This is a genomic window from Pseudomonas sp. EB271-G4-1 (assembly GCF_058791355.1).
On record NZ_JBYTEO010000004.1, the window covers coordinates 64871 to 77413 of the forward strand.

The window sequence follows — 12543 nt, forward strand, 5'->3', positions numbered from 1 at the left end:
GGGATCTTAGTCGTACATAAAATTTGGGTTCACTGAAGATCAACTGTGGGAGCGAGCCTGCTCGCGATGGCGCCCTCGCAGGCACCACATCAATCACTTGTCCGCAAACCCTCTACCTGCCGCCGCCAACTCACCAATCAACCGCGCCGGGCGCCAGTGATCACCCTGGCGGGTCTCAAGCGCCAGCAGGCGTTGATGAATGTCCGCCAACCCTTGCTGATCCGCCCAGGCCATTGGACCACCCTTGTCCGCCGGGAATCCGTATCCATTGAGGTACACCAGATCAATGTCGTGAGCCGATCCGGCGATGCCCTCCTGAAGGATCTTCGCACCCTCGTTGACCAATGCCAGCAAGCAGCGTTCCAGAATTTCCTCCGGGCTGATTTCACGGCGATGGAAACCCAGCCCTTCGCTGACTTCCAACACCAATGCATCGACTAGCGGGTCGTGCTCAGCCTGGCGACTGCCCGGCTCGTAGTGGTAGTAGCCGTCGCCGCTCTTCTGACCGAAACGGCCCTGCTCGCACAGACGGTTATCCACCTGTACCTCTGGTGCATCCTGCCCCACACCGGACAGTTGCCGAGCGCGCCATTGCAGGTCGACGCCAACCACATCGAACATACGGAATGGTCCCATGGCGAAGCCAAAGCCTTGCAGCGCCGCATCGACCTGATAGGGATAAGCGCCCTCAAGCAGCATTTTGCGGGCTTCCAGCACGTAGGTGTTTAGCATGCGATTGCCAATAAAGCCGTCGCAATTGCCCGACACCACGCTGACCTTGCCCATGCGCTTGCCCAGCGCCAGCGCGGCATCGATGACCGCCGGTGCAGTCTGGGCACCACGGACGATTTCCAGCAGCTTCATGATGTGCGCCGGGCTGAAGAAGTGCAGGCCCAGGACCTGCTGTGGTCGGCCAGTCACCGCGGCAATGGCGTCGATGTCCAGAGCAGAGGTGTTGCTCGCCAGAATGGCTTGAGGTTTTAGCAGGCCGTCCAGTTCGCGGAAGATTGACTGCTTGAGCTCGAGGTTTTCGTAGACGGCTTCGATGACCAAGTCGACGTCACGGATAGCCGCATAATCAGCGGCCGCCGTGACCCGAGCGATGCGGGCATCGGCCTCGACCTGGTCGATGCGTTCCTGTCGAACACTATGGGCATAGGTGTCCGACACAGTGACCAGTGCCTGTTCAAGCATCTGCGGATTGTTATCGACCCATTGTACCGCTACCCCGGCGTTGGCCAGGCACATGACAATGCCGCGGCCCATGGTGCCCGCGCCGATGACGGCTGCGCGCTGAATATTGAACGGTGTCTGGCTCATGATTATTCTCTTGTTGGCGATCCGAAGACAGCCCTCACCATAGTCAGCCGCCGCGCCTTTTTGAAATTTATTCCTGTGATGAGCGACATTCAGCGGATGGATGCCGCTCCGCCAGACACCGATTTAGAGGTGTGCCTGCGCCCACTCACGAACCTCGGCATACGGATAATCCTCCAACGCCGCACATCCCGAAATCGTCCGCACCTTGAGCTTGGTAAACAGCGGCACGCTGATCCCGCACAAGAACCGTGTCACGCGCTCAGCCGACGGCGCCTTCCCTGTGTGTTGTTCATGCCTGTGGATAAAATCAGCACACAGTGCCTCGAAGTTTTTATCCACAAGCGCCGGTAACGCCGGCGGTGCAGGCAGCCGCGCCACCTGCCCGTGGCAAACCGAACAGTGCCCGCACTGGCGGGGCACATTTTCGTCGCCGAAATACTCGGCCAGGCGATAGCCCAGACAGCGATCGGTAGCGAACAGGTCCAGCATGGCGTGAATCCGCGCAATCTCGGTCTGTTCATGCCGTCTGAAACCGGCGTGCAGCTCTTCACTCAACACGGCACTGTCGAAATCGGTTTGCAACAGGCTGTAGACCTCGGTCATCTGCTTGCTTTCAAGCTCGACCCAGCCCTTTTCCTGGAAATAATCCAGGGCCTTCACCACCCGACTGCGCTCGGCCCGGTGCTGTTCATACAACGCATCGAAATTTACCGTAGCCCAGGTACGTGCACGGGTGGACGTCTGGATGATCGCCGCGACGAAATCCCTGCGCTCGCCCTCGAAGCGAGCCAGCAATGCCTCAGGCTCCTGCAGATATTTGAAGCGGTATTCGGCGTAGTAGGCATAACGCGGGGCGATCAAGCCACGAAGCTCCAGTTGAACCAGCAAGGTCTTGAGCGGTAGCTGGCGAATGTTGCTTTGGTCCCCCAGAGGCCCCAGGAGAAACTCCCACTGCCCCTCGGGCGCGGCGACCTGCATCTCGTCGAGCACATAGCGGATACCGTCCTGTTCAGGCGTGTCGCCATAGACGAAGTTTTCCAGCACGTTGAGGCTGTCGCGATTGGCCAGCACAAGGCAGTCAGATGGCTGCCCGTCACGCCCGGCACGGCCGATTTCCTGGCTGTAGTTTTCGATGGACTTGGGCAGGTCGAAATGCACCACGTTACGGATGTCGCTCTTGTCGATGCCCATGCCGAAGGCGATGGTGGCGACGATGCAATTGGACTGTCCGCCCATGAAGCGCTTCTGGATGCCTTCGCGCTGTTCGTGGGGCAAACCGGCGTGATAGGCCTCAGCTTGAATGCCATTGCGCAGTAGATGTTCAGCAATGTGCTCGGCGGTTTTCTGCTGGGTGACGTAGACAATGCTCGGCTGCCCGGGTCGCTGGCTCATCCATTCCACAAGGCGCCTGCGCTTATCCTGGCTGCGAACCGGCTCCACCCACAGATTGAGGTTCGACCGATAAAAGCCAGTGGTCACTACATCCGCAGGTTCGATGGAGAATTTCGCCTGCATGTCGGCGATCACTTTCGGGGTCGCCGTGGCGGTCAGCAACAACACCTGGGGGATGTTGAACTGGCGCTGATAGTCCGGAAGCTTGAGGTAGTCCGGGCGAAAGTTGTGCCCCCATTCCGAGATGCAATGCGCCTCGTCCACTACCAGCAGCGAGATCGGCACCTGCTGTAGGAAATTACGAAAACGCTCGTTCTTCAAGCGCTCCACGGAGACCATAAGGATTTTCAGTTCGCCGGACTTGGCACGGGCCATGACATCGCTGGCGTCGTCGCGACTCTGGGCCGAATCGATACTGCCCGCGGCAATGCCGTGGCGTTGCAGGAACGCCAACTGATCCTGCATCAACGCCAGCAATGGCGAGACCACCAGCGTCAGGTGCGGCAACAGAACCGCCGACAACTGATAGCAAAGGGACTTGCCGGAACCGGTGGGGAAAATCGCCGCCGCCGAGCGCCCCGCCAACACCGCGCTGACCACTGCCTCCTGGCCGGGCCGAAACTGTGGATAACCGAAAACCTGTTCCAGGGTGTTGTGCATAAGCTGTCACTCCGTTGACTGCTGCGATGAGCAAAGCCTAGCCGGCGATCGCAGCGAGTCGAGAAAAGGTCGGGGGCAAAAACGATACGGGATGATACAGCGTGTTGATGTCGAAAAATCCTACAGCTTCTGTTGCCCTCCCTACCGAGACTCACCCAACAACGCCGGACACTCCTGTAGGCATTTTTACCTCTAATCGTTTCGCGCACGAAAACCAGCGCCAACGTAGTCCCATCCTCAAAAAACGGTAAATACCCTACAAAACCTGTCCATCAACGCCGTCTTGTCGCATGGCCACGCACCCTCCTATAGTTTTCGGCGCGGCTGAAAAAGTGTCTCGGCCTGCCGGGCACACTTGCCGATTTCGCACAGGACCCACTTTGATGAACACCACAGATCCACTGGCTGACCGCTATCACCTGCTCAAGTCCAGTAACAGTGAAACCCCAGTGCTGGTGATCGACACCGAGGCCGACCCCCTGGAAATCCTCGACGCCGCCCGCCAACGCATCCGTGCCGCCAGCGACCTGCTGGAAACCCTGTATTGCCTGTGCTTCAAACAAGCCGACGCCAGCGACATTCCGAACATCGTCAATGCGTTGTATCTGCTGACCCAGGATGGCAACGACCTGCTCGACATCGCCCGGCAACGCCTGCTCAAAACCACCGTTTCCTGAAGTGAACGGGTTCTGCGGGATGAGCGTCGGTTTCAATCCTTCCACTCCAGTCCAACGACCCATAAGATCTGTTCAAGCCCACCCGGACACCCAGCAATGAACCTCGCCCCCAACCTCCCCGACGACCCCACCCTTCACCTACTCATCCAGCTACTGCACGAAGAACTCGGCCTCCCCGAACGCAAAACGATCAGCCTCACCACCTCGATTAACTTCGACCTCGGCTGCAACGGTGCCGATGCACAACACTTGATCGAAACCCTTGAAGAGCACTTCGCCATCGATTTCGTCGACTACGACAGCTATCGCTACTTTCACCCCGAGGGCTACGATGTCTTTCTCAAGCGTAAGGCCAAGGGTCGCGGCAAGAAGGAACCATTGACCATCGGCATGCTCTACCGAGCGATCAAGGATCAACGCTGGGACACCCGGGAGCTCGAAGGCCTGTAGTGTCCGCGGCGCATAACAATAAGGAAATTGCGTGGACGTATTGATGGGCTTGCTAGCCGCCTTGCTGTGGGGCGGTACGGATTTTCTGGTGGGCTTGAACGCCCGAGCGGTTGGCGTCAAACGTGCCGTGTATTTCGGTCAGGCGCTGGGATTTACGATCATGAGCCTGCTGCTGATCGTCTTCCCCGTATTCATTCTCCGGTCCATGGCCGCACCGCTTGATGTCTGGCTGATCGGCGTCGCTGCCGCTGTGCTGACCGTGTCTGGTGCGTTGGCCTTGTCCAAGGCCTTCGCCCTGGGTAAAGCTTCCATCGTCGCCCCGCTGGTGACCTCCTACGGCGTAGTGACCACGTTGCTGTCCTGGGCTGGCGGTGAGCAGATCAGCCTGCTGCAGTTACTGTGCATCGCCCTGTGCGTCATTGGCGTGGTCCTCTCCAGCATGCATTCCGACCCGAAGGTGCCACACAGCACGCAGGCGAGCAGTTCCATTGCCTATGCGCTGCTGGCGGCGGTGTTCTACGGCACCAGTTTCTGGCTGCAGGGACGTTTTGTCCTGCCAGTACTCGGACCGGTGACGATGCTCTGGCTCGCGTATCTTGTCGGGCTGATCGTGCTGGTAGGCATCGTGCTCAGAATCGACGACGGCCTGAAATTCCCGCCGCTTAAAAATTGCCTGACACTGACCGGTGCCAGCCTGATGAACCTCGGCGGGTTTTCATCATTTGCCTGGGGTGCTGTGGCAGGCTCGGTTTCAGTGGTGACGGTGATCAGTACATTGTCTGGCGGGATTGCGGCGATCCTGGGGTATGTTTTTTTCAAGGAGCGCCTAGGTAAGGTGCAGGTGTCAGGGGTTGTGCTGGTGTTGGTGGGGGCGTTTGTCCTGCATCTGAAAACCTGAAACGCCGCGCAAAAAAAAGCCGCCCCGAAGGGCGGCTTTTTCATGGCTTCAATCCAGCGCTTACAACTTAGGACCGGCAGCCTTGATCGCGTCGCTCACTTCAAACTTCTTGAAGTTCTCGATGAACAGGCCGGCCAGTGCTTTGGCGGCTTCGTCGTAGGCGGCTTTATCGGCCCAGGTGTTACGTGGGTTCAGCAGGCCAGTCTCAACGCCCGGTACGGCCACTGGCACGTCGAGGTTGATGGTGTCCAGGTGCTCGGTCTCGGCACCGATCAACGCGCCGCTCTGGATCGCTGCGATCACCGCGCGAGTGGTCGGGATGTTGAAGCGTTTGCCGACGCCGTAGCCACCGCCGGTCCAGCCGGTGTTGACCAGGTAGACCTTGGAGCCGAAGCCGCGGATGCGCTTGATCAGCAGCTCTGCGTATTCGCCAGCCGGACGCGGGAAGAACGGTGCGCCGAAGCAGGTGGAGAAGGTCGACTTGATGCCGCTGCCCGAACCCATTTCAGTCGAGCCCACCAGCGCGGTGTAGCCGGACAGGAAGTGGTAGGCCGCTTGTTCTTCGTTGAGGATCGACACTGGCGGCAGAACGCCGGTCAGGTCGCAGGTCAGGAAGATCACTGCGTTTGGCTCGCCACCGAGGTTCTTCTCGGAACGCTTGGCAACGTGCTCCAGCGGGTAGGCGGCGCGGCTGTTCTGGGTCAGGCTGACATCGGCGTAGTCGGCGTGCTTGGCGTCGTCGATCACGACGTTTTCCAGGACTGCACCGTGCTTGATGGCTTTCCAGATAACCGGCTCGTTCTTCTCGGACAGGTCGATGCACTTGGCATAGCAACCGCCTTCGATGTTGAACACCACGCCCTCGCCCCAGCCGTGCTCGTCGTCACCGATCAGGTAACGGCTTTCGTCAGCGGACAGGGTGGTCTTGCCGGTACCCGACAGACCGAAGAACAGGGTCACGTCGCCTTCTTCGCCGATGTTGGCGGCGCAGTGCATTGGCAGTACGTCGGCAGCCGGCAGCAGGAAGTTCTGCACCGAGAACATGGCTTTCTTCATTTCACCGGCATAACGCATGCCAGCGATCAGCACTTTCTTCTGCGCGAAGTTGATGATCACGCAACCGTCGGAGTTGGTGCCGTCACGCTCTGGAACGCATTCGAAGTTGGCAACGTTGAGCACTTGCCATTCTTCACGGCCAGCCGGGTTGTACTGTGCCGGGTTGATGAACAGGCAACGGCCGAACAGGTTCTGCCAAGCGGTCTGGGTGGTCATCTTCACGGCCAGGTAGTGCTCGGAAGCGGCACCTACATGCACGTGGGAAACAAAGTGCTCTTGCGCGTTGTTGAACGCCTCGACGCGGTTCCACAAGGCATCGAACTTGTCAGCCGGGAACTTGCGGTTGATCGGGCCCCAGGCGATGGCGCCCGTGGTGGTTGGCTCATCAACGATGAAACGATCGACTGGCGAACGGCCGGTACGGTGACCGGTACGTACAACCAGTGCGCCGGTATCGGCAAGCTCGCCTTCACCGCGGTTGAGGGCTTCTTTGACCAGATCATCAACACTCAGATCGGTGTACACGGCGTTATTGGCTTGCGTCATGAGGTTCCCCGTCGGCCAGTGGCCGAGTGCTCCAAACGTTTTGTAGTAGAAAGTCGTGCACTACTACCGCGAAAAAAGTGGGCCGGATTATGCCAGAAAAGCCCAAAAAAAGTAGGGCCCTCCCGTCGTAACGGCGCTATTGCGGTACTTTCCAGTGAATTTACCTGCGCTGAACCGTTTTAGTGCCGGGTATCTGACGGCGTCTCAACACCCGCACCAGCGAACAATTGAGTGACATCGGCGGCATCGAACAGGTACTGCTGGTTGCAGAACTGGCAATCGATCTCGATATTACCGCCGTGCTCGAGCACCAGGTTTTGCGCATCTTCCATACCCAGACTGACCAGCGCATTGGCTGAACGTTCGCGCGAGCAGCTGCAACGGAAGCGCAGTTTCTGCACATCGAACAGACGAACCTGCTCTTCGTGATAGAGACGATGGAGCACGGTTTCGTTGTCCAGGCCCAGCAATTCATCGGCTGTCAGCGTGGTGGCCAGCGCGGTGAGGTGCTGCCAGCTGGCAGCACGTTCTTCCTCGTCTTTCAGGCGATCGGCGGGCAACTGCTGCAGCAACAGGCCACGGGCGCGGCGGCCATCGGCACAGAGCTTGATGCGAGTGCCAATCTGCTGAGACATGACGAAGTAGTTGGTGAAGCAGTCGGACAAGGTTTCGCCGTCCAGATCGACGACGCCCTGATAGCGCTGGCCCTGCTGCGGGTCGATGGTCAATGTCAGCGAGCCATCCGGCATCAGGTCGGCCAGGGTGGCATCGGGGGCAATCCGGTCAGCCTCGTAACGGGCCAGGCCACGGATGTCGCGCTCGCTGGAGCACTCGATCATCAGCAATGGAATCGGGCCTTCGGAGCGGGCCTGAAGGATCAGCAGGCCATCGAACTTCAAGGTGCCGACCAGCAACGCCGCAGCCGCCATCAGTTCGCCGAGCAGTTGCGCAACCGGCTCCGGATAGGCGTGTTTGGCCAGGACTTCAGCGTAGCTGAGTTCCAGCGAAACCATCTCGCCACGGGTGTCGCTGTCATCGAAGATGAAGCGTTGGGTGAAGTCGTTATCCGGTAAGTCGGTCATAAGTCTGGTATCTGAATGGGTGACAAAAATGGTTACAGAACGAGGTTACGCCTTGGCTATAGCGTATGGCTGCCAGGTTGTGGCCTTGAGACCGGTGGCTGTGCGCGCTTTACGACGAATGGCACATGCTCGGCAGACTAATTACCTCATATGGCTACGCACAGGCGCAATTACAAGTCCTGGCCCGACTGGCGCGATCGGTGGCCGGGGCAATCATTCGTTGCTGCTGCCACGAAACTTGAACAGATCCCGCCGCTGTTTCTTGCTCGGTTTGCCATCGGTGCTCACGCCCAGGACGCCTGCCTTGCGCTCGGCCGCGGCATTCTCGCGCTTGGCGATGCTGGCTTCGGTTTCGGCGTACAACGTCTGTGCTTCAGGTGCACCACGGCGCACGATCGAAAGCGCCTGGACCACCACCGTGCGCTCCTCGAAACCGGTGCGAATCACAAATTCATCGCCAATGCGCGGCTCCTTGCCCGGTTTGCAGCGTTCACCCCGGCAGTGCACTTTGCCGCTTTCAATCGCCGCCTTGGCCAAGGCACGGGTTTTGTAAAAACGCGCCGCCCATAACCATTTATCCAGCCGGACTTTGTCATCCTCGTCGTTTTTTTGTGCCATGGGATTTCCTCGTCCTGAAATATTGATGAACTGTACTACCGTTTCTCTCGTACCAAGAATTACGCCGTCTCGGATTACAATGCAGACATTCCAGAACCTCCCCGTGAGGCTGGAAATCCGGGCCGTAGATATCTGTCGCCTTTTAACCATTATTCTGCGTGAATACCGCGAATTCGGCCGCGTGCGGCCAGAGCGGTTTCTACCGGTTGAGCAACTTTGAAGACATTTGACCATTTGACCGTTGTCGGTCTGCGCGAGTGGGTGGCGCTCCCGGATTTGGGAGTCGCGGGCCTTCGGGCAAAAATCGACACCGGTGCCAGCACCTCCAGCCTGCATGCCACCGACATCGAGACTTTCGACCGTGACGGCGAGCAGTGGGTGCGCTTCACCGCGCACCTGGGCACGGTGGTGCAGCTGCGTCACCGCCGCTGCGAAGCACCGCTGGTGACGAGAAAAACCATTAAAAGCTCCAACGGTCATGCGCAGGTGCGATACGTGATCAGCACCACCCTGGCCCTCGGCGATCGGGTCTGGCGGGTAGAGTTCACGCTCGCCTGCCGCAAATCCATGCGCTATCGCCTGCTGCTCGGTTCCAAAGCCCTGATTGATGGCCAGTTGGTAGTCAATCCCGGCATCAAATATGTACAAGACAAGCCGGTGTTCCCGGTATCTACCTCCTCCACAGGTGTTGCATGAAGATCGCTGTGCTGTCGCGGAACCCGCGTCTGTATTCCACCCGCCGCCTGGTCGAAGCCGGTACCGAACGCGGCCATGAAATGGTGGTGGTCGATACCCTGCGCGCCTACATGAACATTGCCAGTCACAAGCCGCAGATCCACTACCGCGGCAAGCCACTGGAAGGCTTCGACGCGGTGATCCCGCGAATCGGTGCTTCGGTCACGTTTTACGGCTGCGCGGTGTTGCGCCAGTTCGAAATGATGGGGGTTTTTCCACTCAACGAATCGGTGGCCATTGCTCGCTCGCGGGACAAGCTGCGCTCGCTGCAATTGCTGTCACGTCGGGGCATCGGATTGCCGGTCACCGGTTTTGCCCACTCGCCGGACGATATTCCCGACCTGATCGAAATGGTCAACGGTGCACCCTTGGTGATCAAGGTGCTGGAAGGCACCCAGGGTATCGGTGTGGTGCTGTGCGAAACCGCCACGGCGGCGGAGTCGGTGATCGAGGCATTCATGGGCCTCAAGCAGAACATCATGGTTCAGGAGTACATCAAGGAGGCTGGCGGCGCCGACATTCGCTGCTTCGTGGTGGGTGACAAAGTCATTGCAGCCATGAAACGCCAGGCCAAACCCGGGGAATTTCGTTCCAACCTGCATCGCGGTGGCAGCGCCAGCCTGATCAAGATCACCCCGGAAGAACGCATGACGGCATTGCGCGCGGCGAAAGTGATGGGCCTGGCCGTGGCCGGGGTGGATATCCTGCGCTCCAATCACGGGCCACTGGTGATGGAGGTGAACTCGTCGCCAGGTTTGGAGGGGATCGAAACCACCACCAGCAAGAACGTGGCGGGGATCATCATCGAGCATCTGGAGAAGAACGGCGGGCCGAACATGACGCGGACCAAAGGCAAGGGTTAACACACCGATCGTTCCCACGCTCTGCGTGGGAACAATCGGGTTAGACGGCATCCCGCGGTAGCATCAGCCCCAACGGCAAGCGCACCCGCGCTTCCAGGCCGCCGCCGGAACGGTTGCGCAATTCAACATTGCCGCCATGCATCGAAGCAATTCGCTTCACAATTGCCAGGCCCAGGCCCGTGCCCTTGCCGCCCCGGGCGCGGTCGCCCCGGGTGAACGGGTTGAAAATCGCTTCCAGCTCCGATGGATCTATCCCGGCTCCACGGTCCATGACGCTCAGGACGACATAAGGCGCACTGGTATCCCCCGACACATACGCCGCCACCTCAACCCCACTGCCCGCGTGATTCAGCGCGTTGCCAATCAGATTGTTCAACAGCCGCTTCATCGACACCCGACGCAACGGGAACGGTGGAATCGGCTCAAGACGCAAACGCACCTTTTCTTCGTTCTGGTTGTACGGCGCGGCGACTTCACGGACAAGATCGCTCAGGTCCACCTCCTCCACCGATTCATCACGCCCATCGCGAATGAACGCCAGGAACTGATCGAGAATGGCGTCCATGTCCTCGATATCGCGCACCATGGCGTCTGTCAGGTCGTTATGGTCACCCATCAGTTCCAGCGACAGGCGTAACCGGGTCAGCGGTGTGCGCAGGTCATGGGAAACCCCGGCCAGCATCAGTTCGCGCTCGCGACCGGCCTGCTCGACGTCTTCGGCCATCTGGTTGAAAGCGCGATAGACCTCGGTCATTTCACTGGGTGTATCACTGATCGGCAGGCGCACGCTGCGCCCCTGGCCGAGTTGCCGCGCGGCATACACAAGGCGCTTGAGGGGTTGGTTTAGCTGGCTGACGAAGATCCACGCCGAAGCCGTGGACAGCAGGCCGATGGCGAGAAACCAGCCGAGCACATTCCAGATTTTCTGGCCACGCAACGGGTGCGGATACAGTGGCACTTTCAGCCAGCCATCGCCCAGGCTGGGCGCGCGCACCCATAGCGCCGGGGGCGAGTGCATGCGCAAGCGCACCTCGGTGTCGGCCCCCAGTTCGTCTTGCATCTGCCGCTGGTAGATCCCGCTGTAAGGCCAGTGTTGTTCACCCTCCGGCACACCGGCGCCGACCACCCGGATCAGGGTTGCAGCCTCGGCAATCTTTTCGCGATTGTTTTCATCGGCGGCCCAGTAGGCGCGCAGCGTCAGGGCGACGCCATGGCTGTACTGGCGGTCCACCAGCACGTCTTCGTTCATCAGCAGATAAACCAAGGTCAGCGCCTTGGAAAACAGGACGACGATCAGCACCAGCCAAAGGGTGCGGGAGAAGAAACTCTGGGGAAACCAAACCGGGGTTTTCATGGGCAACCGTTAAACACGTGCAGGAGCGAGCGATGCTCGCACATTGCCGGTCGAGAGTCTGCGGGCAAGGCCATCAGGCCCTCTGCCCGCACAAACTCGCGCCTACAAATCGACGATCACTTCGCCAGTTACTTCGTGGCGGCGCCATCCGGAACGAATACGTAACCCACACCCCAGACGGTCTGGATGTAACGCGGCTTGGACGGATCGGGTTCGATCATCCGGCGCAGACGGGAAATTTGCACGTCAATGGAGCGCTCCAGGGCATCCCACTCACGACCACGGGCCAGGTTCATCAGCTTGTCCCGGGTCAATGGCTGGCGGGCGTTCATCACCAGCGCCTTGAGCACAGCGAACTCACCGGTAGTGAGCATGTGCACTTCTTCACCACGCTTGAGTTCGCGGGTGGCCAGGGACAGCTCGTAGTCACCGAAGGTCACGCTTTCGTCTTCGCTGCCTGGTGCGCCAGGCACCGGAGCCGACTGACGACGCAGGACAGCTTTTACGCGGGCCATCAGCTCGTCCGGGTTGAAAGGCTTGGCCAGGTAATCGTCGGCGCCCAGTTCCAGGCCCTTGATCCGGCTCAGCTCGTCGCCCTTGGCGGTCAGCATGATGATCGGGATCTGATTGTTCGCTCCACGCAAGCGGCGGCAAGCGGTCAGGCCGTCCTCCCCAGGCAGCATCAAGTCGAGGACGACCAGGTTGAACACTTCACGCGCCAGCAGGCGGTCCATTTGTTCGGTGTTCGGTACGGCGCGGGCACGGTAGCCCTTGCTGACGAAAAAACGCTCCAGCAGGCTGCTGAGGCCCGGATCGTCGTCAACAATAAGAATTTTTTCGCCTTCAGCAATGTTTGCAGTGCTGCTCATTGGATGCTCCTTTGATCTCGGCG

General features: G+C 59.5%; 12 protein-coding genes. 5 read left to right on the forward strand and 7 right to left on the reverse strand.

Annotated features, from left to right (window positions below; all coding sequences use genetic code 11):
• Window positions 1–93: 93 nt before the first annotated feature.
• Both AC3WWR_RS03295 and AC3WWR_RS03300 read right to left on the reverse strand, forming a co-directional pair.
• Window positions 94–1320: a 3-hydroxyacyl-CoA dehydrogenase gene (locus tag AC3WWR_RS03295; RefSeq protein WP_033038757.1), complete on the reverse strand. Its 1227-nt coding sequence runs from the start codon at window positions 1318–1320 to the stop codon at window positions 94–96.
• 123 nt (window positions 1321–1443) lie between these two features.
• Window positions 1444–3372: a RecQ family ATP-dependent DNA helicase gene (locus AC3WWR_RS03300; RefSeq protein WP_492598455.1), complete on the reverse strand. Its 1929-nt coding sequence runs from the start codon at window positions 3370–3372 to the stop codon at window positions 1444–1446.
• Between the two features lie 383 nt (window positions 3373–3755).
• Here AC3WWR_RS03300 and AC3WWR_RS03305 point away from each other — a divergent pair, with 383 nt between their 5' ends.
• The 3 genes from AC3WWR_RS03305 to AC3WWR_RS03315 all read left to right on the forward strand — a co-directional run bounded on the left by AC3WWR_RS03305 (window position 3756) and on the right by AC3WWR_RS03315 (window position 5397).
• Window positions 3756–4049: a hypothetical protein gene (locus AC3WWR_RS03305; protein WP_110751885.1), complete on the forward strand. Its 294-nt coding sequence runs from the start codon at window positions 3756–3758 to the stop codon at window positions 4047–4049.
• A gap of 96 nt (window positions 4050–4145) precedes the next feature.
• Entirely contained in the window at window positions 4146–4499 is a 354-nt protein-coding gene (locus AC3WWR_RS03310; RefSeq protein WP_020795785.1) for a DUF1493 family protein, read from the forward strand.
• A gap of 43 nt (window positions 4500–4542) precedes the next feature.
• Complete coding sequence (locus AC3WWR_RS03315; protein ID WP_042955235.1) at window positions 4543–5397, forward strand: DMT family transporter; 855 nt, start codon at window positions 4543–4545, stop codon at window positions 5395–5397.
• Between the two features lie 60 nt (window positions 5398–5457).
• Here the strand turns inward: AC3WWR_RS03315 and AC3WWR_RS03320 are convergent, their stop codons facing one another.
• The 3 genes from AC3WWR_RS03320 to AC3WWR_RS03330 all read right to left on the reverse strand — a co-directional run bounded on the left by AC3WWR_RS03320 (window position 5458) and on the right by AC3WWR_RS03330 (window position 8699).
• Complete coding sequence (locus AC3WWR_RS03320; RefSeq protein WP_020795787.1) at window positions 5458–6999, reverse strand: phosphoenolpyruvate carboxykinase; 1542 nt, start codon at window positions 6997–6999, stop codon at window positions 5458–5460.
• Window positions 7000–7178: 179 nt separating this feature from the next.
• A complete protein-coding gene (gene hslO, locus AC3WWR_RS03325) occupies window positions 7179–8081 on the reverse strand; it encodes an Hsp33 family molecular chaperone HslO (protein WP_033045428.1) in 903 nt (300 codons plus the stop codon).
• Between the two features lie 213 nt (window positions 8082–8294).
• Window positions 8295–8699 (reverse strand): RNA-binding S4 domain-containing protein, encoded by a 405-nt coding sequence (locus AC3WWR_RS03330; RefSeq protein WP_020795790.1) that lies wholly within the window; start codon window positions 8697–8699, stop codon window positions 8295–8297.
• Between the two features lie 216 nt (window positions 8700–8915).
• Between AC3WWR_RS03330 and rimB the strand changes: the two genes are divergently transcribed.
• Both rimB and rimK read left to right on the forward strand, forming a co-directional pair.
• A complete protein-coding gene (gene rimB, locus AC3WWR_RS03335; protein ID WP_008057587.1) occupies window positions 8916–9395 on the forward strand; it encodes a retropepsin-like aspartic endopeptidase RimB in 480 nt (159 codons plus the stop codon).
• Window positions 9392–10297, forward strand: a complete 906-nt coding sequence (rimK, locus tag AC3WWR_RS03340; protein ID WP_020795792.1) for a 30S ribosomal protein S6--L-glutamate ligase — start codon at window positions 9392–9394, stop codon at window positions 10295–10297. Before rimB ends, rimK begins: the two co-directional genes overlap by 4 nt.
• A gap of 40 nt (window positions 10298–10337) precedes the next feature.
• Here the strand turns inward: rimK and AC3WWR_RS03345 are convergent, their stop codons facing one another.
• Together AC3WWR_RS03345 and ompR are read right to left on the reverse strand one after the other, a co-directional pair.
• Window positions 10338–11651, reverse strand: coding sequence for an ATP-binding protein (locus tag AC3WWR_RS03345; protein ID WP_020795793.1), 1314 nt, complete (start codon window positions 11649–11651; stop codon window positions 10338–10340).
• A gap of 128 nt (window positions 11652–11779) precedes the next feature.
• Window positions 11780–12520: an osmolarity response regulator transcription factor OmpR gene (gene ompR / locus AC3WWR_RS03350; RefSeq protein ID WP_020795794.1), complete on the reverse strand. Its 741-nt coding sequence runs from the start codon at window positions 12518–12520 to the stop codon at window positions 11780–11782.
• Between the last annotated feature and the right edge of the window lie 23 nt (window positions 12521–12543).